General features: G+C 44.0%; 20 protein-coding genes. 16 read left to right on the top strand and 4 right to left on the bottom strand.

Annotated elements, in window-relative coordinates; all coding sequences use genetic code 11:
* Positions 1-10: 10 nt before the first annotated feature.
* From nuoL to MOJ78_RS19455, 8 genes are all read left to right on the top strand, one after another.
* The gene (gene nuoL / locus MOJ78_RS19490; RefSeq protein WP_304978983.1) at positions 11-1,870 is read left to right on the top strand and encodes an NADH-quinone oxidoreductase subunit L; all 1,860 of its coding nucleotides are present in this window, start codon (positions 11-13) and stop codon (positions 1,868-1,870) included.
* A complete protein-coding gene (locus MOJ78_RS19485) occupies positions 1,870-3,396 on the top strand; it encodes a complex I subunit 4 family protein (RefSeq protein ID WP_304978982.1) in 1,527 nt (508 codons plus the stop codon). Before nuoL ends, MOJ78_RS19485 begins: the two co-directional genes overlap by 1 nt.
* Positions 3,393-4,892 (top strand): NADH-quinone oxidoreductase subunit NuoN, encoded by a 1,500-nt coding sequence (gene nuoN / locus MOJ78_RS19480; RefSeq protein WP_304978981.1) that lies wholly within the window; start codon positions 3,393-3,395, stop codon positions 4,890-4,892. The genes MOJ78_RS19485 and nuoN overlap by 4 nt, the downstream gene beginning before the upstream one ends.
* Positions 4,893-5,134: 242 nt before the next feature.
* Positions 5,135-5,365 carry a DUF1146 family protein gene (locus tag MOJ78_RS19475; RefSeq protein WP_304978980.1) on the top strand — a complete coding sequence of 77 codons (231 nt, stop codon included), beginning with the start codon at positions 5,135-5,137 and terminating at the stop codon, positions 5,363-5,365.
* Positions 5,366-5,540: 175 nt separating this feature from the next.
* Positions 5,541-6,290, top strand: a complete 750-nt coding sequence (locus MOJ78_RS19470) for a YwmB family TATA-box binding protein (RefSeq protein WP_304978979.1) — start codon at positions 5,541-5,543, stop codon at positions 6,288-6,290.
* Between the two features lie 35 nt (positions 6,291-6,325).
* On the top strand, positions 6,326-7,648 hold the full coding sequence (murA, locus tag MOJ78_RS19465) for a UDP-N-acetylglucosamine 1-carboxyvinyltransferase (RefSeq protein ID WP_304978978.1): 1,323 nt from the start codon (positions 6,326-6,328) through the stop codon (positions 7,646-7,648).
* A 346-nt stretch (positions 7,649-7,994) separates the two neighbouring features.
* Positions 7,995-9,014: a stage II sporulation protein D gene (spoIID, locus tag MOJ78_RS19460; protein ID WP_304978977.1), complete on the top strand. Its 1,020-nt coding sequence runs from the start codon at positions 7,995-7,997 to the stop codon at positions 9,012-9,014.
* A gap of 626 nt (positions 9,015-9,640) precedes the next feature.
* Entirely contained in the window at positions 9,641-10,579 is a 939-nt protein-coding gene (locus MOJ78_RS19455; RefSeq protein WP_304978976.1) for a stage II sporulation protein SpoIIQ, read from the top strand.
* 177 nt (positions 10,580-10,756) lie between these two features.
* On the opposite strand, the gene MOJ78_RS19450 is transcribed toward MOJ78_RS19455, so the two are convergent.
* Positions 10,757-13,132 (bottom strand): immune inhibitor A domain-containing protein, encoded by a 2,376-nt coding sequence (locus tag MOJ78_RS19450; protein WP_304978975.1) that lies wholly within the window; start codon positions 13,130-13,132, stop codon positions 10,757-10,759.
* 259 nt (positions 13,133-13,391) lie between these two features.
* On the opposite strand from MOJ78_RS19450, the gene MOJ78_RS19445 reads away from it, so the two are divergent.
* The 3 genes from MOJ78_RS19445 (at position 13,392) to MOJ78_RS19435 (ending at position 15,600) form a co-directional block, all read left to right on the top strand.
* Entirely contained in the window at positions 13,392-14,273 is an 882-nt protein-coding gene (locus MOJ78_RS19445) for a DUF1028 domain-containing protein (RefSeq protein ID WP_304978974.1), read from the top strand.
* 84 nt (positions 14,274-14,357) lie between these two features.
* Positions 14,358-14,972 carry a PH domain-containing protein gene (locus MOJ78_RS19440; RefSeq protein WP_304978973.1) on the top strand — a complete coding sequence of 205 codons (615 nt, stop codon included), beginning with the start codon at positions 14,358-14,360 and terminating at the stop codon, positions 14,970-14,972.
* A gap of 103 nt (positions 14,973-15,075) precedes the next feature.
* The gene (locus tag MOJ78_RS19435) at positions 15,076-15,600 is read left to right on the top strand and encodes a P-loop nucleotide/nucleoside kinase family protein (RefSeq protein WP_304978972.1); all 525 of its coding nucleotides are present in this window, start codon (positions 15,076-15,078) and stop codon (positions 15,598-15,600) included.
* A gap of 18 nt (positions 15,601-15,618) precedes the next feature.
* Here MOJ78_RS19435 and MOJ78_RS19430 read toward each other — a convergent pair whose 3' ends face one another.
* From MOJ78_RS19430 to MOJ78_RS19420, 3 genes are read right to left on the bottom strand one after another with little or no spacing between them, the layout of a single operon-like run.
* Positions 15,619-16,485: a transglutaminase family protein gene (locus tag MOJ78_RS19430; RefSeq protein ID WP_304978971.1), complete on the bottom strand. Its 867-nt coding sequence runs from the start codon at positions 16,483-16,485 to the stop codon at positions 15,619-15,621.
* Positions 16,482-17,423, bottom strand: a complete 942-nt coding sequence (locus MOJ78_RS19425; protein WP_304978970.1) for an alpha-E domain-containing protein — start codon at positions 17,421-17,423, stop codon at positions 16,482-16,484. Before MOJ78_RS19425 ends, MOJ78_RS19430 begins: the two co-directional genes overlap by 4 nt.
* Before the next feature lie 18 nt (positions 17,424-17,441).
* A complete protein-coding gene (locus tag MOJ78_RS19420; RefSeq protein ID WP_304978969.1) occupies positions 17,442-18,872 on the bottom strand; it encodes a circularly permuted type 2 ATP-grasp protein in 1,431 nt (476 codons plus the stop codon).
* A gap of 565 nt (positions 18,873-19,437) precedes the next feature.
* Between MOJ78_RS19420 and MOJ78_RS19415 the strand changes: the two genes are divergently transcribed.
* The 5 genes from MOJ78_RS19415 to MOJ78_RS19395 all read left to right on the top strand — a co-directional run bounded on the left by MOJ78_RS19415 (position 19,438) and on the right by MOJ78_RS19395 (position 24,848).
* Positions 19,438-20,736, top strand: coding sequence for a homoserine dehydrogenase (locus MOJ78_RS19415; RefSeq protein ID WP_304978968.1), 1,299 nt, complete (start codon positions 19,438-19,440; stop codon positions 20,734-20,736).
* The gene (gene thrC / locus MOJ78_RS19410; protein WP_304978967.1) at positions 20,733-21,797 is read left to right on the top strand and encodes a threonine synthase; all 1,065 of its coding nucleotides are present in this window, start codon (positions 20,733-20,735) and stop codon (positions 21,795-21,797) included. The genes MOJ78_RS19415 and thrC overlap by 4 nt, the downstream gene beginning before the upstream one ends.
* A complete protein-coding gene (gene thrB, locus MOJ78_RS19405) occupies positions 21,794-22,714 on the top strand; it encodes a homoserine kinase (RefSeq protein WP_304978966.1) in 921 nt (306 codons plus the stop codon). The genes thrC and thrB overlap by 4 nt, the downstream gene beginning before the upstream one ends.
* 717 nt (positions 22,715-23,431) lie before the next feature.
* Positions 23,432-23,698, top strand: coding sequence for a sporulation transcriptional regulator SpoIIID (gene spoIIID, locus MOJ78_RS19400; protein WP_304978965.1), 267 nt, complete (start codon positions 23,432-23,434; stop codon positions 23,696-23,698).
* Between the two features lie 148 nt (positions 23,699-23,846).
* Complete coding sequence (locus MOJ78_RS19395; RefSeq protein WP_304978964.1) at positions 23,847-24,848, top strand: rod shape-determining protein; 1,002 nt, start codon at positions 23,847-23,849, stop codon at positions 24,846-24,848.
* Positions 24,849-25,017: the final 169 nt, after the last annotated feature.

Genomic DNA, 25,017 nt, shown 5'->3' with positions numbered 1-25,017 from the left:
GGTCGAAATAATGAACCCTATAATCTGGCTTATTCCAGTGTTACCGCTCTTATCCTTCGTCCTTCTCTTACTGTTTGGTCGTAGGTTAAAAAAGGCTTCCGCACACGTCGGAGCACTCTTGACACTCGGATCACTCGTATTATCGATCGTTGTTTTCATGAGTCAATGGGGCGGAGAACCCGTCAAGGATACAATCAACTGGTTGACGTTCGGGGAGACGATGATATCAGCTGGATATTTAGTCAATCCGCTGAACGCATTGATGCTTGTCATCGTTTCACTCGTCAGCTTTCTAGTCCAAGTATATTCACGAGGCTACATGGATGACGATGATCGCTTTCCGGTCTTTTTCGCTTATCTTGGACTTTTTACCTTTGCGATGCTCGGGCTCGTTCTTTCCCCGAACCTGCTTCAGCTTTACGTGTTCTGGGAGCTCGTCGGACTCGGCTCATTTCTATTGATCGGGTATTACTTTTATAAAAGGGAAGCCCGTTCTGCCGCAAAAAAAGCATTCATCATGACCCGTATCGGGGATGTCGGCCTGTTCATCGGGATGATTCTACTGTTTTGGCAGGTCGGAAGCTTTGAATTTGATGTAATCTTTAATGCAGTCGCAGCAGGAGACATTTCAGAAGGTTGGATTACGTTGACAGCGATTCTCATTTTTGTTGGAGCAATCGGAAAATCCGGTCAATTTCCGTTACATACATGGCTTCCAGATGCGATGGAAGGTCCAACACCAGTTTCGGCACTCATCCACGCCGCAACGATGGTCGCAGCAGGGGTTTACCTCGTTGCAGCGATGTTTCCGCTTTTTGAGGCATCAGAAACAGCTATGACGACCGTTGCTGTAGTCGGTGGCTTTACCGCCATTTTTGCCGCAACAATCGGGTTAGCTCAGGCAGATATTAAACGCGTGCTTGCCTATTCGACAGTCAGTCAGCTCGGTTACATGATGCTAGCGCTCGGTTCATCCGGCTATGTCGCAGGTGTTTTCCACTTAACGACACATGCGTTTTTTAAAGCATTGTTATTCCTTGCAGCAGGATCGGTGATTCACGCTGTACATACGCAAAACATCCATGAGATGGGCGGTCTTTGGAAAAAAATGAAGTGGACCGCACCGTTGTTTTTAATCGGGGCAATGGCAATCTCCGGTGTTCCACTGCTTTCAGGGTTCTTCAGTAAAGATGAAATCCTCGCGGTAACGTATGCAGATGGACGATACGGATTATTCTGGATTGCGGTAGCAGCAGCATTTTTAACGGCATTTTACATGTTCCGCTTGTTCTTTCTCGTATTCACAGGTGAATCAAGAGCAGAAAAGAAAGAAGACGTACATGAATCTCCAGTGTCAATGACGTTCCCGATGATTGTACTTGGGATACTGGCGATTGTCGGAGGATTCATCAACACACCGTTTGCAACCTATTTAGGCGATTTTCTCGCGCAAAATCCTGCGGTTGAGATCCATCATCATGAAACACACTGGTGGATTCCGGTCGTTGCAACAGGGGTATCGTTACTCGGAATTCTGATGGCATGGCTCGTTTATTCGAAGAAAAAGGTGACGAGACTGTCGGAATCCGCACCAGACCTTCATTACATTTTGTTGAACAAATATTTTGTTGATGAAACGTATGACTACAGTTTTGTAAAAGGAACAAGAGCATTCAGCTATTTCTGGTACTATATCGACCGCTTTGTCGTCGAAGGGCTCGTCGCATTTGTGAAAGGGTCAATTGAGTGGATAAGTAAAATCGGTTCGCGCTTTCAAAACGGGCAGGTTCAGCTCTACGGCTCGGTTGCATTTGCAGGAATGGCGATCTTACTGCTTGTTGTCGCTTGGTTAGGGGGGTACTTATCATAATGGAATCGATTCTTTTATCAGCACTTGTATTCTCCCCATTAATCGGAATCCTAGTGTTAGCTTTTATGCCAAAAACAGAGGAAAAGCTATTGAAGTGGGTTGGCTTTTTAGCAACGTTACTTCCGCTAGCGCTTTCGTCTATCGCGTATTTCGGGTTCGATAAGGCAATCGAAAACATCCAGTTTGCTGAACAGTATCGCTGGATCGACTTTCAAATCCAAGGCTTCCAGAATGGCGGCGATTTTACAATCAGCTATGACCTTGGGGTAAGCGGGTTAACGGTTGTTCTGTTGCTTTTGACAGCAATCGTCTCAACGCTTGCCGCTGCTGCATCGGTCTGGATAAAGGAAAATTGGAAAGGGTATTTCATGCTGTTCCTCTTGTTGGAACTCGGAATGCTCGGGGTTTTTGCATCACAAAACCTTCTCATGTTCTTTATCTTTTTCGAAATCACGTTGATCCCGACCTTCTTTTTAATCGGAAAATGGGGATATATTGATAGGGAGAAGGCAGCGTATAGCTTTTTAGTCTATAACGGACTCGGTTCAGCGATCTTGTTAATCGTATTCATCATCCTTTATATGAAAACAGGGACGATGAATTATACAGGATTATCTGCGTTCTTTGGTCAACCACCAGAATTGTTGGAGCGAATGTACATCGGAGACGAATTCCGGCTGGGCTTACTGATTGCTCTGTTAGTTGCGTTTGGTGTGAAGCTGCCGATCGTTCCGCTTCATTCCTGGATGCTTCAAGTGCACGTTCAAGCACCACCATCGATTGTTATGATTCACTCAGGGATTCTCTTGAAAATCGGTGCATACGGCTTGTATCAATTCGGGATCGGATTTTTCCCTGAAGAGTTTAAAATGATCGCGTTCTGGATTGCGCTCCTAGGTGTGTTCAACCTGCTGTACGGTGCATTCATCGCCTTCGTACAAGTCGACTTCAAGCGAGTATTAGCGTATTCCAGTGTATCGCACATGGGAATCGTTCTGATCGGACTTGCGAGCTTGAATGGTGCAGGAGTACAAGGCGCGATGTTCCAGGTCGTCTCACACGGCTTAATCTCGGCATTATTGTTCTTTTTAGTCGGATTGATCTATGAACGGACCGGCACATCACTCATTACACATCTCGGCGGAATGGCTAAAGTCATGCCGATCACCGCTGGCTTTTTGCTGGTAGGCGGATTAGCCTCACTCGGATTACCGGGGATGTCCGGCTTCGTCAGTGAGTTCATGGCCTTTTTAGGATTATTTAAAGAAATGCCAGTTCTCGCTGCAGTCGGGACACTCGGAATCATTTTAACCGCCGTATATATGCTTCGTGCCGTACTTGGTATGACATTCGGAGAAACGAAGGAAACACTGTTACATCTTAAGGAACCACGCTTTGTAGATTGGGTGCCGGCGCTGGTCTTGACACTTTTGATCGTATTGATCGGTGTCTATCCAGCAATCCTATCCGATATGCTGCAGCTAACGATTAACGCCATGATGGCAGGCAGGGGGGCTGTCGTATGAACTTAGAAAGACTGCTAAGCTTTAACTGGGAGATCATGGCCCCTGAATTCACGATCTTGATTGCCGCCATACTGTTGTCGCTGATTGATTTGTTCATGCCTGATAAAGCAAGTCGGAAGCCATTAGCCTTACTCGGGCTGGCAGGGATCATCATCGCCATTGTGTTTGGCGTCTTGCAAATCGGGGATCCGGTATCGAGCATCCTCATGGATACGTACCGCTTCGATTCATTTGCGCTTGCTTTTAAGCTGCTGTTTTTAGTAGCGACAGCAATGATTTTGTTACTTGCCTTTGATTTTGAAGGCGAGAGCAATTGGGCATACCGAGGGGAATTTTATTATCTCTTGTTAACAGCATTATTAGGGGCAATGATGATGGCATCCAGTGCCGACCTCATCACGTTGTTCGTCGGTCTCGAGCTGCTATCGATTTCTTCTTATATTTTAGCTGGAATGCGAAAGAAAAATCTGCATTCGAACGAAGCAGCCTTTAAATATGTCGTGAACGGCGGGATTGCCACAGCGATTACCTTGTTCGGGATGAGCTATATTTATGGGTTGACCGGCCAAACAAATCTATACCGAATCAGTGAGATGCTGGCCGACCCTCGCGTCGAGGCAAATGGATTTTTAGTCGTAATGGCATTTGTCATGATGTTTGTGGGATTGTCCTTTAAAATTTCCGCTGCCCCGTTCCATATGTGGGCGCCGGATGTTTACCAAGGTTCTCCAACACCAGTAACGACATTCTTAAGCGTCGTTTCAAAAATGGCTGGATTTACATTGATTTTAAAAATATTCCTTGTCATTTTCTTGGGGTCCCGTGGATGGCATAATGAAGTCCTGTTGGACATACAGCCATATATCGCGATAATCGCTGGCTTGACAATGATTATCGGAAATGTCGTTGCTTTGAGACAACGGAATATCAAGCGCATGTTCGCCTATTCAAGCATTGCTCACGCAGGCTACGTGCTCGTTCCATTCGTATCGTTGTCTTCGATCGTGTTTAAAACGACATGGTTTTACTTGCTTGCGTACTTATTGATGAATATCGGAGCCTTCGCGGTGATCCAATTCGTGACAGAACGGGAGAAATCGGAAGACTTTACGGCATTTGCTGGTTTGAATAAGAGAGCCCCATTGACTGCATTTATGATGGCGGTATTCATCATCTCTCTTGCAGGGCTTCCATTTACTGCAGGATTCATTGGTAAATTCGGAATCTTCATGAGTGCACTCGGAACTGGACATTACATCCTCGCATCCGTGATGATTGCCACAACAGTCGTCTCATATGTGTACTATTTTAATGTGTTGGTCCAGATTTATTTCCGAAAAGGCATCGACGATCGGATCCGTCCATCGATCGGGCTCATTATTGTGATCGTTATTTGTACGGTCGGAACATTGTTGTTCGGTATTTATCCGTCAGCAGCACTCGACTTCTTCCATTCTGGATTTAGCATGAACGATCTGTTTGCACCACCAAAATAAAGATTCAAATCTAGAACACCTGAAAGCATCGAGCTTTCAGGTGTTTTTTTATTCGACAAGTTTGACGAACTGACAGTCACCTGTCGAATAAAAAAGTCGAATATTTCTCGGGAAATAGCGGATTAATAGGACAAAAGGATGAATTTGTTGAAATAATAACGATCTTATAAAAAAGAATGAAGGATAATGGAAGGTTTTGTCGAAAGGGTTAGTTGGAATACATACGGTTTGGGGGTCTTTCAATGGTTCCATTTGGACAACAAGCGTTATTAAACATCCTCGTCAACATTTTATTTGTTGTGATTACGTGGTGGGCCATTCAAGGTATTCATTTTGAAAAGTTTATAAAAAAGGGAAACGTACAGCAAGCTCGTGTAATCATGATCTTGCTTACAATTGCAATTTCTTCATTGGTCAGTACCTTCTTTTTAAACTATCTCTCGTGGTCCCTGCAGCTTAGACTTCTACTTTAAGCAAGGGAAAACGGCTTCTCGATAAGAGGAAACCCAATATTTTAGAAGCATAGCCGAAGTCTGCTTTTTTCATTATTTTGCCCGTAAAAATAATCTGTCGGAACTTGACTACATCTTCCATGTATGAACACCTCTCTCCTGGCCAAAATGGTAATAAGGAGAGGAGTGAAGGAAGATGGGGAAAAAAGTTCTTATGACTGGTTTAATGTTGACGATTTTGCTTGCATGTTTTTCAGGAGCACAGGCGAAACAAAGTAATTGGAATGATCAAGCTTTAGTGCAGATTACCAGTGTGATGCAACAATCAGATATCGACATCAAGAACTGGTCTTTATACGGTAAATCGACATCTGGTTTTGTATCTGACTTTACTGGGTATGTGAATGTTGTAGAAAGCCTGCAGGCAAAATCGCCAAGCTTCAACTGGGAGAAAATTATCGAGTCGAATGAACATTGGAGTGTCACTGGTTTCAACATCCATTCATCAGGAATCAAGGAACGAGTCTCCGTGTTCGCATACCCCCACAAAAAACAGTATAAAACGTACATTATTTATGAAGTTGAAGGACACGACTGGAATTCTCAGGTTTGGGATTCATTCAAACCTGAATTCAGGAAGAAAGTCCAGTGGTTTTTAGGTGAATCCCCTTCTATTTATACTTGTGTACAAGGGACAGACTCTGGTACAATTGATATTGTTTTGCAGAAAATGGCGAAACAACTCGTTCAGTCATTCAACGCTACTACAGTCGAAGCATTATATGAAGAGACATTTCTGTCCTTATCAGCATATACTGACCAATGGAAGCACTCAATTTTAACAGATCAGCAAAAGATGAACTTACAAATAGGATTACGAACTCACGGAATAGGCGGAAAGACAACCATTACAATAGGAACACCGATTATAACGACTGAATATTAATATAAATATAGAAATTGGACGCGGAGGGGAATACGTTGGAAAAAATCATCGTCCGTGGTGGTAGGCGGTTAGAAGGTTCCATCAAAGTAGAAGGAGCAAAAAATGCCGTACTGCCTGTCATCGCAGCATCCATCTTAGCTCGTCAAGGCACAAGCACAATCTCGGAGGTGCCGGCCCTAGCGGATGTGTACACAATTCAAGAAGTATTACGTTATTTAAATGTGAATGCTGAGTATTCAAACAATCAGATAAAGGTAAACGCAAGTGAACCGTTGAAAACTGAAGCACCATTTGAATATGTTCGAAAAATGCGAGCATCATTTCTCGTAATGGGCCCATTGCTGGCACGAGTAGGGATTGCTCGAATTGCACTCCCAGGAGGCTGTGCGATTGGATCACGCCCGATTGATCAGCACTTAAAAGGATTTGAAGCAATGGGTGCAAAGGTTAAGATCGGGAACGGTTTTATTGAAGCGCGTGTAGACGGCCGTCTTCAAGGCGCGAAGATTTATCTTGATTTTCCAAGTGTCGGCGCTACCGAAAACATCATGATGGCCGCATCCCTGGCTAAAGGCACGACTATCCTTGAAAATGTTGCGAAAGAACCTGAAATTGTCTGTCTTGCGAACTATTTGAATGCAATGGGCGCGAAAGTACGAGGTGCTGGAACAGGTACGATCCGTATAGAAGGCGTTCCGGAAATGCATGCAGCAGAACATTCTGTCATCGCAGACCGTATTGAAGCAGGTACCTTTATGGTTGCCGCAGCGATTACCGGTGGAGATGTTACGATCGAAAACGCTGTACAGGAACACCTCACACCTCTAGTTGCGAAGCTGGAAGAAACAGGTGTCAAGATTGAAGAAACAGAAACTGGTCTGCGTATCATCGGGCCAGAGACTTTAAAGCCAGTAGATATTAAAACGATGCCACATCCAGGATTCCCTACAGATCTTCAGTCGCAGATGATGGCACTGCTATTAGCTGCAAACGGTACAAGTGTCATCACAGAAACCGTTTTTGAAAACCGCTTTATGCATGTGGAAGAATTTCGACGTATGAATGGTGATATTAAAATCGAAGGACGTTCAGCTGTCATCAATGGACCCGCACAGCTCCAAGGGGCAGAAGTGGCTGCGACGGACTTACGTGCTGGGGCAGCGCTGATCTTAGCCGGTCTGATTGCTGATGGGTATACGCGTGTCACTGAACTCCATCATCTTGATCGAGGGTACGTAGACTTTACAGGCAAGCTGTCTGCTCTAGGTGCAGATGTTGAACGAGTGAAGGAAGAAATTGAGGAAGTGGCGAAGGAAGCTACAACTGCTCAGCTTAAAGCAAAGCCGAATATGGCATAATTTTATAATGGTGATGAAAGTCGTCCACTTGTCTGAGGGCGGCTTTTTTTACGTTGATATAGATTTCAAGAGGAAGATTTGCACAAAGAAAATCCTCAATTTAGTATGTTATAAACTGATCATAACGAGGGTTTATGTGGATTCTGGCTTCAAACAATAAGTATGAACCGTTCATAGGGAGGGTTTCGCTGGATTTTTTCTATAAACCATAAGTGTGTACTCACCGTGAGGCCAACCTTCCTTATCTCCGCTTTAAATATGACTGATGAATACGTTCAAAAATGTTCTAAAAGGTTGTCCACCCCCATAAGCTATACTATAAAACGCACTATATTGGGGGAATTTGATGAAGCCTATTCGAAACCGGAAACCTTTTTATTTTATTATATTTGGACTAATGACGTTAATATTGCTGATTCCGTCCTTACTTGTATTACCATTTAACGGAAAATCGATTTCTACCGTCTCGCCTAAGGTTGAGAGTGTACCTGTAAGTCAACCGATTGTCTTTAATTCATCTGTCGATGTCTCCGTTTATCGAACGGATGCTAAGCAAGTCGATACGCTTCCGCTTGAAGAGTATGTAAAAGGAGTCGTAGCAGCAGAAATGCCAGCAGACTTTGAAATGCAGGCGTTAAAGGCACAGGCACTGACCGCTCGCACTTATATTATTAAAATGCTTTTACATGAAACAGACTTGAATTTACCTGAAGGTGCGGATGTTACCGACACAAAAATGCATCAGGTATATAAAAGCGACGAGGAACTGAAGCAAATATGGCCAGAGGATTACGCGTGGAAAATCAACAAAATAGCAAAAGCGGTAAAGGAAACAGAAGGAAAGGTCATCACTTACGAAGGAAAGCCTATCGATGCGTTATTCTTTTCGACGAGCAATGGATTTACCCAGAATTCAGAGGATTACTACTCGACTGCCTTTCCTTATTTAAAAAGTGTGGAAAGTCCATGGGATAAGCAATCACCGAAATATACGTATAAACATGTACTCCCCGTTTCATTAGTTGAGCAAAAGCTGAATGTTCAGTTGAAAGATGACGGAGAAATCGGAAAGGTATTGTCACGAACATCTGGAAACTACATCGATATGATTGAAATCGATGGAAAAAAATTAAATGGAAGAGATATACGAGACGGTCTAGAATTGAGGTCCACCGACTTTACGATGGTTAAGAAGGATGATAAAGTCATTGTGCAAACAAGAGGATACGGCCACGGTGTCGGTATGAGTCAATACGGCGCAAATGGGATGGCGAAAGCAGGAAAAACATATAAGGAAATTGTGAAACACTATTACAATGGCGTCAGCATAACAGATACGAAAGCCTACACTGCAAAACTGAACTAATTTGATCGTGAAAAGTGACCACAGCTTCCGATGAGGGAGGCTGTGGTTTTTTGCGCGTAGAATAAGTACAAGGCTTTATTATGACAACGGCTCGGCGATTGCTGAGCTTCCTTTGTGCATTAGGTAACGATATGATTTTTCAGCAAGAATGAGAAGTGATTTCAGGACCTTATTACTATGCGTGGTCGATATATTGTGTTCAGTGGTCGATATAATTCGATTTGTGGTTGATAAAATGGATTGCGTGGTAGATATATTTCCATTCGTGGTTGATATATCGGAATCCATGTTTGAATTATCGTTATTAGATCAGGTGGAAGTGAATAATTCACCCAAAACGTCAGTTTAATTCAATAGTAATTTGATTTTTCTTCTAAAATTGCATTTAACGAATGATTTTTACACAGAAAACGAACCATCTCTTTTTATTCCTTAATAAATGTCCAATACATCGTTTAAATGTCTTCCTCTAATTAACTTAAACCCTGTTTTTAACCCGAAATAAAGCCTCTTTTTATAAATAACCTGTTACTTTCCCCTGTTTGTCGAAAAAATATTCAGGAAAATGTTACTAAAATGTATAGAATCCAAGAATTCTGCCCACAATGTTGCTGAGGTGATGACAAATGAGAGAAGAAGAAAACAAAAAATCCGTTCGTCCTCTAAACACAAAGTGGTACAAAAAGAAGCGTTGGATTTATCCAGCAGTATATCTTGGGTTCGCAGCAGTAATCTTAGCATCGGTTCTCTGGTATCAGAACAGCATTGGCGAAAATCTTAATGAAGAAGCTGATCCAGCAGGTTTTGAAGACCAGGAAGCTGTACCAGCAGTTTCAGATTCCGAAGTGTTCAAATCGCCAGTGGATAAAGCGGCTGTCAACGTTCAAAGGAAGTTTTATGACAGTGAAGCATCTGCAGCAGAACAAGAAGCAGCTCTCGTATTCTATAATAATACCTACTTCCAGAACAAAGGAATCAACTATGCTACTGAGAGCGGTGAACCATTTGATGTGATGGCAAGCTTAAGCGGAAAAGTCGTAAAAGCTGACCAGGAGCCACTCCTTGGGTATGTCGTACACATCGAACATGACAACGGCGTGGTAACACACTATTCTAGTCTAGCGGATGTTCAGGTTGAAAAAGGTGACACTATTAAGCAAGGACAAGTACTTGGAACTGCAGGTATGAACCTACTTGATAAGGAAGCCAAAATTCACGTTCACTTTGAGGTACGTAAAGATGGAGTCGCAGTGAATCCATTAGATTACTTCAACAAAACGGTGACTGACATTCCGGATCAAAAGCAATCAGCAGAGGAAAAAGCAGGTACAGTTGGGGATGAAGGAGCATCTACGGATCAAGCTGAGGCTGATCAAGATGTTACATCTGACCCAGCAGAAGCTGATGATGCAAACACGAATGATGGAACCCAACCTGAAGGTGAAGGTGCCGATACGGGATCTTCAACTGACTCGGCTGATGAAACTGACGACGCTCAACCACAGGAAAATTCAATTGAGGACGAGGATCAAACAGACGCTTCCCGAGTATCGGAAAGCGCCTAACAAATCCAAAACGAACATTAGACAAGCTCTGGGGAAACTCCAGAGCTTCTTTCTTTTGTTCGACAGGTGCCTGTGGTCACTACCCGACATTTGTCGAAAAAAAATAACCCGAATGTGGACTTTGTAGTGACCACAATTCGGGTTATCATTCAATTTAATTCACTTAAGACAGATTTTTTATTTGAAAATCAATACTTTACCTACAGTCATGTCATCACTTTGACCGACAACACGGAACTTCAAGCCGTATTCTGGAACATTACGTCCAGCGTCGACAAGGCCTGGATTGCTCCAGTCAGCACTGTCATCGAATAACGGATTTCGTTTTGTGAAGTTGTCTTTCATAGTGAATTGACCAGGATAGTCTAAAAACATTTTTTCTGATTTGTTCAAGCTGAATGCTGCGTCATGTACTTGGTAACGAGTAGATCCGACAGCTTTATCACTCCAGTAATTTGCGTGTTGATCCGCATCGACTATTCCTAAGAATCCATCACCAGGGTGGACACCAGTCCAGTTGTTATCGTAAGACTCATCGACATACCAGACGACAAGGCCTTGGTTGTGGGACATGATACTATCTCCTCGGCTGATGTGTGCGAGTCCTTGGTCTACCCCGTTATGGGATCTCCATTCAAGCAGATAATAGTGGTTCGATGTGAACTGACCATCATCCTTTACAAACCCGCCAAAATTGAATGGACTTTCATTAGTCTCGGCACCGTCATTAAGTACTTGAGCGCCGTCTACGGTTACGTTAATGTTATCGACATAAAGTCCGTTAAGGTTCGTCCCCCAGTCAGTCATGTAACGGAATTGTACAAGGATTGCTTGACCAGCATAATTGCTGAGGTCGATGCTTTCATGAATCCATCCGTTACTTGAACCGGTATAGCCAGGTAAGTTTTCTTTGATTGCTGGATATCCATCGGAAACGATATCGGAGCTTGTATTCGGCGTAGTTAGCGATTCCCAGGTTGCTCCATCATCAGTGGATACCTGAACCATTGCAAAGTCCCAATTCGATTCGATATTATACCACGCATCATAATCAAGAGTCGCATTTGTCGCATTTGTTAAATCGACTGATGTCACCATCTTATGGTCGATCTCATCCCCCTTGCCGCTATGATATTCATAGGAACCAGCAGCAGGAGTATTTATAACGGTCGCTTTTTCAGGCAAGTCAACTCGAACTGCATCATTGTTTGTTCCTTTACTGTTTGCTTGGTCAAGCAGTACAGTTGTTCCTTCACTGGTAACGTCATTTGCATTAATAGTTGTTCCAGTTAACCAGTTACTATCTGGCATGGAGTTGTGTAAAAATTCTCTTGCATATGGACTGAATCCAGTCGGCTCTGTACCTGGGATTGTTCCTGCCCAACTACCGCTTGACATGATTGACCAGTATGAAACTGGTTCGCCCGCTCCAGAGTAAACTGTATCATATTCATCCGGGAGACCGAGATCGTGTCCGTATTCGTGGGCAAATACCCCAGCTGCTCCGTCTGCAGGTTCAATTGTGTAGTCATAAGCAGCTAAAGTTCCACCCCAGTACGGTACTTCTGCTTCAGTTCCAGGGAGCGTTGTAGGTCCTGCTAGTGACCAACGGTGTGACCAAACTGCATCTTCACCTAACTGTCCACCACCAGCTTCTTCGCCTACACTCGAATGAACAACCATCAAATGGTCGATCAATCCGTCTGGTTCACGATAGTCCCCATTACCATTCAAATCATAACGATCTTCCTGGTCAAACTGACTTAAGTCTACAGTTGGGTCATTTGCAGCTGCTAACAATGCTTCCTTTACAAGTGCGCGTGCATCGCCATCAGCATTATTACCGTAAAACGCAGCAGGCTTCTTTGCTGTATACCAACCGGCTACTGTACCTTGGATGGAATAACTACCCCCAGATTGTTGTTCATAATATTCACGTACCGAGATTAGTTTCTCCCCGTCCGGTCCTGTGTAATAGCCATCTTCACCACCGAAGATCATATCCTGATAATGAGATGTTGGATATTCTTCATAATACATATCCGTTTCTCCCGACTGGATATTATCTGCCACAAAATCAGGATACTCAATCAATAAAACTAGAACGTTATCAACGCGTTGACTGCCGTTCCAATCTTCTTCTTCAACTGGAGTAACTTCATCAGCTTGTCCAAGCTTGTTTCCTTTTCCGCTTGTAAGGCCGTTCTCTGAAGCTTTCTCTTTTAACGCATTAATTGTTTTTTGCCTTTCGTCAGCAAGTTCACCTTTGTCTTTTCCACCATTAGCTGATCTTTCCTTCAGATACTTCTTCAAAGCTTTTTCGGCTTCAGCAGGTGTTGCGTCTTCTGCAATCGTGCCGTTTTCTTTCAACATTTCGATGAGTCTTTCATCGTTGGCGATTCCAAGATCGATTGGAGCACCGTAAGAACTTTTGACGCTGCTAAGCGCAGCTTCAGCATCCGCATTTGCAGCAGGCGAAAAAGCACCCATTGCAAGGGTGCTTAATCCCATTGCAACTGCCATTGCTGTTGATACTAATTTCCTCTTTTTCAACAAAATCCCTCCCAAGATATGTAATACTTTCAGACTAATAGTTTTACTACTAATCTTATAGTTAGAATTCAACAAAGTTTCTGAAAACCCTTTCAAAAGTCCTATACTTTTTATCCCGAATATATGACAAAAGCCTCCGTTACCAATCGAAAAGTGACAGGCACCGCCCGAAGTTTGTCGACTTATCAAGCAGGAAATTGTCAATTGTTAAAGAAGTTAAAAGGATAATAGTTTAAATGTAATGAGAGGGAGAGATTTCATGTATACTGGCAAAATACCAAATGATCTTGTTGCGACCTTTTCGATTGTCGGCTATGACCCGAAAACAGAAGAGCTTGGCATTGCCGTTCAATCCAAATTCATCGGTGTCGGGTCGGTAGTGCCATGGGCGAAGGCTGGAATCGGTGCTGTCGCGACGCAATCCTATGCGAACACGTCTTATGGTCCACAAGGCCTCGAGTATATGGCATCAGGAAAAACAGCGGAAGAAACGATCAAGCTGCTCACTGAACCAGATGAGGAACGTGAACTCCGTCAGGTTGGGGTTGTGGATGCAAACGGAAATGCTGCTACATTCACAGGCAATGACTGTTACGACTGGGCTGGAGGACGGACAGGACATCATAATGCAGCACAGGGTAACATTCTCGTGAGCCAAGAAACTGTAGATGCGATGGGCGAAACGTTCGAACGTACAGAAGGAACCCTCGCCGAGCGCCTTTTAAAAGCATTGGATGCCGGCCAGCAAGCTGGTGGAGACAGTCGAGGCAAGCAATCAGCTGCACTTCTCATCGTAAGAGAAGAAGGCGGCTATGGCGGGTTTAATGACCGTGCTATTGATCTACGGGTCGACGACCATCCTGAACCGATCAAAGAATTGATTCGCATCCATGATCTGCACCAGCTTTATTTTTCACCATCTAAAAAAGAAAGCATTGCAGAAATCAAGGGAGACGTGTACAGCGAGCTCGCTAATGAACTCGAACGTCTAGGTTTCCTCGAACAAAAAGCAAACCATACACAGGTTGCGGTTGAGGATGCCTTACGAGTGTTCGTACACCGTGAGAATTTTGAAGAACGTGAGCAAAAGCGAGGACTCATCGATCTCGAAATCCTCAATTATATGAAAAAAATCCAGTAGAGCACCCGTCTGTCTTAAACACAAAAACGGAGTAATCTGGTATAATCTTAGGGAAATCCCAATTAAATGGAAAGGGTTGATTGAATGTTTGGTAAAGTAGCCTCTGATGTCCTCGGAATTAGTGATGTCGGGAAAGTTATTAAACCTCAAGACTACGATAAGGTAGATTCTGACGATTACGTAATGCATGAAGATGACGAGAAAATTTACTTTTTGATCAAGTCAAAGTCAGATGAATACTGCTTCACAAACAAAGCGCTCATCCATGTGGACGGAACAAGTGCGGCCAGTAAAAAACGTACACTAAGGCGTTTTGATTATCGCCATAACAAATTTTCTAATGTTGAGCTTGAAACAGCGGGAACGATGGATAGAGATGTTGAAATCAAGTTCAAGATGGGGGAAGTGATCCACAGCATCGATGTACATAAACAGCACCTCGAGGAATTGAAGGATTTATACAAGGCATTACTGAAAATTGCAGAAATCACACGTGACAATGAAACATACTTCAACTATGCGCGCCAAAGTCTCGATTATGCTTCATCAACACTCAGCAATAGCAGAAGTGAAGAGAGCAAGCTATCGGATGAATTCAAGCAAATTAACGAAACAGCGTTCGCATGGCTTGTTGACAACAAGGATAAGTACAGCATCAAGGATTTCGGCTCGATTTTCGAACGCTACATCAACAATTAATCAAAAATCCAGTCTTGGGAACTACAATACACAACAAAAAAACACATGGATTTTCACGATGAAAATTTCCATGTGTTTTTTGTTTATTAGGTTGGTGGATTTCGTGTTTTTTCTTCAAATGTCAGGATTTCCGGGTTCAGGAAAATCAACGCTAGCAAGACAAATCTCAAAACTTACAGATGCGATTGTGATCGATCACGATGTAGTAAAATCTGCTTTATTGGAATCGATGGAAGCTAACCATCTTGACGTTAGCGCTTCGGGTCCAATTGCTTACAATATCGAGTGGTCATTGATCGACTCGCATTTGGCTCAAGGTCATAGTGTCATCCTTGATAGTCCCTGTTTTTATACAGAAGGAGTGGAGAGGGGCTTACATCTTTCTAAGAAGCATCGAGCGAACTATAAATATGTGGAGTGTCACCTGAATGATTCAGCAGTAATTGATAAGAGACTGAAGAACCGTAAACGGATGAAAAGTCAGATCAAACAAATCGCATCTGAACGTTTGTTTAAGGAATGGATCAATAAGAGTATACGGCCAACGAACAGTAAGTGCCTCTTCGTTGATACAGGGCGGCCTTTAGACACCTACATAAATGAGGTTATCCAGTATATCGATGAGTGACTTCCACTAACCCCCAACTCAAGCATTCACATTTTCCTCAATTGCAGAGACGCTCACCTTCACATCAAGGTGCTGAACGCCGCCTTGGTACACACCTTTCAGCGGGACAATGTCAGCGTAATCTCGTCCGACCGCAACACGGATATGCTGATCTTTTGCGAGCACATTGTTCGTCGGATCAAACCCGATCCAGCCTGCTGAAGGCATTTTCACCTCAACCCAGGCATGAGTCGCAGCATCCCCGCGCATCGCCGAATTTTCCCCGATATATAAATAACCGCTCACATAACGAGCAGGAATCCCGCGGTACCGGCATAACGCCAGCATCAGATTCGTATAATCCTGGCAAACGCCTTCCTTTTTTTCAAGAATCTCAGCGGCTGTCGTTTGAACCGTCGTGCTCCCAGGCTTGTAAGTGAACGTCTCATATATGTACTCGTTCACCAATTTTACATACTCAAAAGGATTCGCCGCCTGATCCCAAAGAGGTGACGTCAACCGTTCACATGCCACATCATCGAGCGTTGTGTAATACGTTTTCGTTAAAAACTCGGCATATCTCTGTTGAAAACCTGCTGAGCAAAACGCCTCAAGCATTTGTGGGCTGAATGAGAGTGAACTGACAAACGTAAGCGGATCGATGATCACCTCTGACGTCGTGGTGATCAATAGCTGATCATGGTCCTCCCACGCATAAAACGTCTCGACATGATTCCCCCAATAATCGTAATGCACATAAGAGGGGACATCCGGCTTGATCTCCTTTTGAAAACAGAGACATTCCTGCTTCATATCATCGATCGGTTTCAAGCGGATTTGATTGATGCTCTGGCTCACTGGTTGTTCATATGAGTAATGTGTATGCTGTGTGATCCTATATTTCATACTTTGATTTCTCCTAAATAGTAGGTTTTATTGATGAGGCGGCCGAGCTTAAAGCAGTCCTGCTGGAAGTCCTGCAAAAATTGGTGGATATCTTCGGTCAGAACTTCAACAAGGGTTATCTCCCGGAACCGGTTTCGCATGTGTGCGATCAACTGGTTCAGCTCTGCCGAGTAGTGCTCGATTTTCCCGTTTTCAAGCTCCTGAAACACATCATACACTTGGTCCAAGCAATATTGAATCGAGCGTGGAAACGCATCATCGAACAGTAAGAATTCAATTACGCGCTCTCCGTTGATAAAGGGGCGATGCTTTTTCAAAAACGCCTCATGCCCGCTGACCGACTGCAGAACTGCATACCAATGCCGGTACAAGGACGGGTCATTATGGTCAGGATCCTCGGAACGGTAATAATAAATATTCAAAATACGAGCAGTTTTCTCTGAACGCTCAATGAATTTTGCCATCTTGATAAAAAGGTACGCTTCATCGAAGGAGAGTGTTGCTTCGACCATCCCTTGAAACAGGGCAGACTGCCGAATGATCATCTGATAAAAATGATCGATCGTGTCGACGTTCCAATTCTCTTGTTTATATTGCCTGACATCCCAGTAGAATGTATTGATCATCTCCCAAAACTCTTGCGGAATGATTTCACGGATCGCGCGGGCATCCTCTCGCGCTAATTTTATACAATTAAGAATCGAGTTCGGATTGTGCGTTGAAAACGACATGAAATCCATAACGGAATGCGCATCATACCGTTCAAAATGCTCCTCAAAAACGTCATTCGCTCCGCTGATCGAAATAAGTTCGTCCCAATGGTTTTCCTCATGTTCGATACTGCCGATCAGACGAACTGAGATCAGGCGAGCGGTGTTCTCAGCACGTTCAATATTGCGTGACATCCAGTAAAGTGAATTGGAAACTCGACTTAACATCCTTATCCCTCCACGTATTTAATCGGTCGTAACCCACGTATCCTTTGCGCCGCCGCCCTGAGACGAGTTGACGACGAGCGACCCTTCCTTTAAAGCTACTCGTGTCAGTCCGCCTGGGAACACATGCGGACGCTCACCATTGAATACGAACGCACGAAGGTCGATATGGCAGCCAGAAAATCGATCGCCACGGAACACGGGAAGGCGCGAAAGCTGAACGACCGGTTGGGCAATGAAATGAGCAGGAGCCTGTTCGATCTTTTTACGGAATCGATCACGTTCCTCAATTGTTGCATGGGGGCCGATCAGCATGTTGTACCCGCCGGAAGCATCGGTTTGTTTTACAACAAGCTTGTCGAGGTTGGCTAGGACATAATCCCGTTGCTCCGGGTCCCGTAAGAAATACGTTTCTACATTCTTAATCAGCGGCTCCTCGCCAAGGTAATAGCGGATCATGCTTGGGACGTAATGATAGATCGCTTTGTCATCGGCAATACCGTTTCCAACGCCGTTACAGATCGTGACATTCCCAGCGCGGTAGGCATCCATCAACCCGGCAACGCCAAGCATCGAGTCAGGAAGGAACTCCAGTGGGTCAAGAAAATCGTCATCGATTCGGCGATAAATGACATCGACGCGTTTCAATCCCCTCGTCGTTTTCATATAAACGGTGCGGTCCCGGACAAGGAGATCCCGGCCTTCCACGAGTTCGATTCCGAGCTGCTGGGCAATGAAGCTGTGATCGAAATAGGCGGAATTATAGACACCTGGTGTAAGCAGCACAATGTTCGGGTTGGGGGCATTGTTCGGAGCAATCGATGATAGTGCATCATGAATATGAGTAAACTGGTCTTCAAGAGAGAGTATGTTATAGTCCTGAAAAAAGTCCGGGAAAATCTGCCGCATGACATGACGGTTTTGAAAGACATAAGAAAGTCCTGACGGGTTTCTTAAATTATCCTCAAGTACACGGAATTCACCCTGTTCATCCTTGATCAAGTCAATCCCAGCCATAAATACATGGTTTCTGCGCGGGGCTTTGATTTTCGTTGCTTGCGGGTAGAAGTGGCTGCATGTGACAACGAGATCGCGAGGAATCATTCCATCCTTTAAAATTTGTTGGTCATTATAAATGTCATCTAAGAAAAGGTTTAAGGCTTTTACTCGTTGGATCAGCCCCTTTTCGAGATGCCTCCATTCATGTTTCGGAATGATATTCGGGATAAAATCAAAAGGAATGGTACGCTCCGATCCCTGCTGGTCGTTGTATACGGTAAAAGTGATACCTTGCCTAAGAAAATTTTGCTGAGCTGCTTCGTGCCGATGTTGGAGTTCATCCGGGGGAAGGGAGCTCAGCCGGTCATGTAAAACCTGATAGTGCTTTCTCGGCCTACCTTTTTCCTGGAGCATTTCGTCAAAAAACGATTCAGTTTTATACGTGTTAAACATTGCATGTCCCCTTCCTCTAATTTGGTTTGTTTCAATATTGTTCGGTAGTATGCGAGTGTAGCGATTGTTGATTGTTGGATGGAAGCGTTCGCTCGAAGTTTAAGGCTGAGCAGATGTTTGGTTTTATCAGAAAATTCTAACTTTAACATACACTATAGATTTCCCGTTATCAAGCCCTTTGAAACGACTAATCCTGTCGAATAATGCCTGAAGGAACCATTTCTCTCTACCATGATAAAAGATGAAAATAGGCAATGCGATCGATGTAGCATGAAATGATCATGCCGGTAAATATTACAGTTGTTGGGAAACTTGTTCATAAAGGGATTGTGGATGAGCAGGTACTGCACTTACGAGAGAAGCTTAACAGTTGAAACAGGATCCTAATCACTTGATTGTTCAGATTTATGAAAATTCTTTTAATGCTGCTATGGCTATGATGAAAGCCTTTACATTAGGAAACTATTGAAATCACCTATTGTAATAAGTAATAGTCTTACTTATAATGTCCACTATACAAAAACAAATGTCCGTGTATGAGGGATGTGAAGGAAAGGTTGGTTGGATGGAATCAATATCTATAGGTTTATTAGGATTAGGTACAGTCGGATGCGGGGTTGTCAAAGTCATTGAAAGTCATCAAGACAAGCTGATGCATCAAATAGGATGCCCTGTGAATATTAAAAAGGCTCTTGTGCAAGAGGTCAACAAAGTCAGAGATGTAGATGTTGATCCCTCCAAATTAACGCTTAACCCGGAAGACGTTCTATTAGATCCTGAAATTGACATCATCGTAGAAGTCATGGGGGACATAGAAACAACAAAAGGGTACTTAGTCAAGGCGCTTCAACAGAAGAAGCATGTGGTCACCGCAAATAAGGATCTGATGGCGGTCTACGGCCCAGAATTATTGGCTCTTGCTGCTGAGAATGAATGTGATCTGTTTTACGAGGCAAGCGTGGCTGGAGGCATCCCGATTTTACGTAGTTTAGTAGATGGATTGGCGTCAGACCGAATTACGAAGATGATGGGAATTGTAAATGGTACAACTAACTTTATTTTGACAAAGATGACAAAAGAGGGGCGTTCTTTTGATGATGTCCTATCAGAGGCTCAAGCTCTCGGGTATGCGGAAGCCGATCCTACAGCAGATGTGGGAGGTCTTGATGCCGCCCGTAAAATGGCAATTCTATCAACACTCGGTTTTTCAATGAATATTGATTTGGATGATGTAAAGGTCCAAGGAATCACCGAGGTTACCGGAGATGACCTGCAATATGCGAAACAGTTAGGTTATACGATGAAACTGATCGGATATGCTCATCGTGAAGTTGACCGCGTAGAAGTCAATGTGCAGCCTACTTTGTTAGAGGATTCACATCCATTAGCCTCTGTTCACGATGAATACAATGCCGTATATGTTTATGGGGAAGCAGTCGGGGAAACGATGTTCTACGGACCGGGGGCAGGTGGCCTTCCTACTGCGACAGCGGTCGTTTCCGATTTAGTAGAGGTCATGAAGAACATGCGCTTGGGTGTAAACGGGCAAAGTGCGGTCAGCCCTCAATTTCCCAAAAATCTTAAAGAAAGCGGAGAAATATACTCGAAATATTTCCTTCGTTTACATGTGGAGGATGAAGTAGGCGTACTTTCGAACATTACATCTGTTTTTTCCCGTAACGGAGCAAGTTTCGAGAAAGTACTACAAAATCCCCTTCAAAAAGAGAAAAAAGCAGAAATCGTCATAGTCACGCATAGCGCATCTTTGAAGAATTTTGAAACGATCCTCATGGAATTAAGAGATTTAGAGGCTGTCTACCAGGTGAAAAGCACATATCGCGTAGAAGGAGGCAACGCTTCATGAATGGTTGGGGCGGTCTACTGTCAGGATTTCAATCTTTTTTGCCAGTAACAAAAGAGACTCCACAACTGAGCTTGAATGAAGGGAATACCCCCCTCATCAAGCTTGAATCGCTTTCGACTGAACTAGGAGTAGAACTTTACGGTAAGGTGGAGGGAGCGAATCCGACTGGCTCCTTCAAGGATCGAGGGATGGTTTTAGCTGTAGCGAAAGCAAAAGAAACAGGGAGCGACACCATCATTTGTGCTTCGACGGGGAATACATCCGCCTCCGCAGCCGCTTATGCAGCAAGAGCAGGGATGAAGTGTATCGTCGTCATCCCAGATGGGAAAATCGCGCAGGGAAAGCTGGCGCAAGCGGTCATGTACGGAGCTGAAATCATCTCGATTGAAGGGAACTTTGATGAGGCGTTGAAATTGGTAAGGACGATTAGTGAGGAAGAATCAGTGACACTCGTCAACTCAGTGAATCCATACCGGATAGAAGGGCAGAAAACGGCAGCTTTTGAAGTGTGCGAACAACTTGACGCAGCACCGGACATATTGGCCATCCCTGTTGGAAATGCAGGTAACATTTCAGCTTACTGGAAAGGGTTTAAAGAATACCATCAGGCGAAGGAGCTCGGGTTGCCAAAAATGTATGGCTTTGAAGCTGAAGGCGCGGCTGCAATTGTTCATGACCGCATCTTCCCACACCCCGAGACGCTGGCTACAGCGATACGCATCGGTAACCCGGCGAGCTGGAATCTTGCCCTTAATGCGCTGAATGAGTCAGCGGGCCATATTGACAAGGTGAGCGACAAGGAAATTGTCGAAGCTTATCAGCTGCTTGCGGCAAAGGAAGGGATCTTTGCAGAACCGGCTTCCTGTGCTTCCCTCGCCGGAATTCGAAAGCTACATGCCGAAAATAAACTGAAACATGGTGAAAGAATTGTGTTGGTATTGACCGGGAATGGATTGAAGGATCCCGTAACAGCGATGTCAGAGAGTCCTGTGCAACCGGTGAAGCTGCCGAACGATCGGTATGCGGTAACAGAGTATATAAAAGGAACGATCGGCGTATGAACAATATGGGCTGGAAAATAACTGTACCAGCCAGTACTGCAAATCTTGGTCCGGGGTTCGATTCGATCGGTTTAGCACTCAATCGCTATTTAACGTTGTATGTTTCCCATCATCATCTTTGGGAAGTGGCAGCTCTCTCACCGTCTTTAGAGGATTTTCCGAAAGACGAGAGGAATTTCATCGTACGAATCGCGATCGAGACATGTACAGCATTCGGTGTCGACCTCGCACCGTGTTCAATCCAAGTGAAAAGCGATATCCCCTTAGCGCGGGGACTTGGTTCGAGCGCTGCAGCTATTGTGGCTGGCATCGAATTAGCGGATGTAGTGGGGAACTTAGGGCTTTCACAAAAAAGCAAGCTTGAACTAGCAACGCACTATGAAGGCCATTCTGACAATGTCGGCGCTTCACTATATGGCGGGCTGGTAGTAAGTTGTGAGACGGATGAAGGAATAGAGTTATTGCCAATTGATGAACTGCCAATTTGCGTCGTAACGGTTTCGCCTGAAGAAGAGCTAAAAACAGAAAAGGCCCGGGAAGTGCTTCCGGAACGGTTAAGTTTTTCTGAGGCAGTGAAGGCAGGGGGTGTATCGAACGTTCTCATTGCAGCATTACTGAAGCAAGACTGGCAGCTGGCCGGAAAAATGATGAAAGGAGATCGATACCATCAACCTTACCGAAAGCCGTTGCTTCCGCATTATGAATTGGTTGAGCGGATAGCGGAACGAAATGGTGCTTTTGGTGTCGCGTTAAGCGGAGCGGGTTCAACGATTGCTTGCTTTGCAGAAGAAACGAAGGCTGAATGGCTGTATCGTCAAATGTACCAATCCTTTCCCGATATGTCTGTTCAGATCATATCCATAGACAACAAGGGGATGACGACAGAGACTATGTATTTCCAGGGAGAGCTAAGTTGAAGGAAGGAAAGCTGTATCAGGAAACACGCTTTGGGACCTAGAAGAGGGAGAAATGAAGGAAGATGTGAAAAATGATTTGGAAGAGCAGCTTCAATCGGCTGCTCTTTTTTGCGTAGGAAGGAAAAGGTGTCAATTTGGTTGCATAGCTGCGAATCGAGTTATTCGAATATTTACGGACGTAAATCTTACATTATTGAATGATTATTCGGGTTATTTATGATGCGAAAATTGAACACATCGCAAAAGTGACGCAGGTTAAAGCAACAATTTCCCTCGAATCCCAGACCAAGCAGAAAAATACAAGCGAACACCAGGATTTACTGCGAAACCGGGGGGAGAAACTGTGAAAACAGGATTCACTGCGAAAAACCCGATAAGATATTGTGAAACACTACGGAAATACCTGACTGTACTAGGGCTGCCCAGTATTTTGAATACCTTTGAAATAGCCTATTTGCCCCTGTCCTAACCCGAATCTTGACCAAAAATTAAAACAAATTCCCTTGTCCCACTTGACTTTTAGGTATATAACCTCTCCCTGTCTAATAAAATGTTACAAAACGAACATTAGGGGACCGCGATGAGAAGTCTAAGTAGAGCTGCGTGCGGGCTTAGCAGTCATTTTATTTGCAGGGGGATGACAATTTAACATTTCGCAGCCTTGATAACGAAGTCTCATTTCGCACCTCTTACATCCAATTTGGGGAGGCGAGTGGTGTGCACGATTACATCAAAGAACGAACCATCAAGATAGGCAGGTATATCGTGGAGACAAGAAAAACCGTTCGAATGATCGCGAAGGAATTCGGTGTTTCTAAAAGTACTGTCCACAAGGATTTGACGGAAAGACTGCCTGAAATCAACCCGGAGCTGGCCAATAATGTAAAGGAGATCTTAGAGTACCATAAATCGGTACGACACCTGCGTGGCGGGGAAGCTACCCGGGAAAAATACAAAAAATCGACAGAAAAAGTAGTAAATTAACTTTTTGGGTAGTGAAATAGTCGGGTTTTTTGACAAATTTAGTCCTAATTCAACAACAACTATGGTAAACTTATATTATGGATGAACTACATAAATTTTACAAAACATACACTAATATAACTAGCCTGAATTAGGGAGGATTTACACAATGTTTTCGAGGGATGTTGGAATTGACCTGGGTACTGCAAACGTACTCATTTTTGTAAAAGGGCGGGGGATTGTCCTTGACGAACCATCAGTTGTCGCGATTGATAAAAACACTAATCGTGTACTGGAGGTTGGTGAAGCAGCTCGGAAGATGGTAGGACGGACACCCGGGAATATCGTTGCAACTAGACCGTTGAAGGATGGAGTCATTGCTGATTTTGAAGTTACCGAAGCAATGCTCAAGTACTTTTTAAACAAGATCAATGTAAGAGGATTGATCGGAAAACCACGAATCCTGATCTGTACACCAACCAACATAACCACGGTTGAACAGAAGGCGATCCGTGAAGCAGCCCAAAAGAGCGGTGCCAAACAGGTTTTCCTTGAAGAGGAGCCGAAAGTGGCAGCGATCGGAGCCGGTATGGATATCTTCCAGCCGAGCGGGAACATGGTCGTAGACATAGGCGGTGGAACAACAGATGTTGCCGTATTGTCAATGGGCGATATCGTCACCGCCTCTTCGATTAAGATGGCGGGGGACAAGTTCGATCAGGAAATTCTTCAATACATAAAAAAGAAGTACAAGCTTTTGATTGGAGAACGCACATCTGAGGATATAAAAGTGAACGTCGCAACGGTCTTTCCAGACTCCCGAGATGAAGAAATGGATATTCGTGGTCGTGATATGGTCAGTGGCCTCCCTCGTAACATTACAATTAATTCTGCTGAAATTGAAGAGGCACTTAGGGAACCGATTCATTCCATCGTACAAGCTGCGAAAAGTGTACTTGAAAAAACGCCTCCTGAGCTATCGGCAGATATTATTGATCGCGGGATCATCCTTACTGGCGGAGGAGCTTTATTGCATGGAATCGATCGCCTGTTCTCAGAGGAATTGAAGGTTCCGGTCTATATTGCTGATGAACCGATGACCTGCGTTGCTCGTGGGACTGGCCTCATGCTCGAGTACATCGACAGACTGCCAAAACGCAAGCTTTCATAAAACATTTGCAGATCAACTAAGCTCACTTAAAAAATTTTAGCTTGAATCTACTAATTTTGAAAAAAAACAAACGGCCTAGTAGATTTCCATAGATAGGTAAGCTCGATTTTCCGAACGAATCTATCAAATCATTTAACCCAATCAACCGAATTGGATGAAAGAGCCTGGT

The organism is Alkalihalobacillus sp. AL-G (genome assembly GCF_030643805.1).
Lineage (GTDB): Bacteria > Bacillota > Bacilli > Bacillales > Fictibacillaceae > Pseudalkalibacillus.
This window is presented reverse-complemented; position numbering and strand designations above follow the sequence as displayed.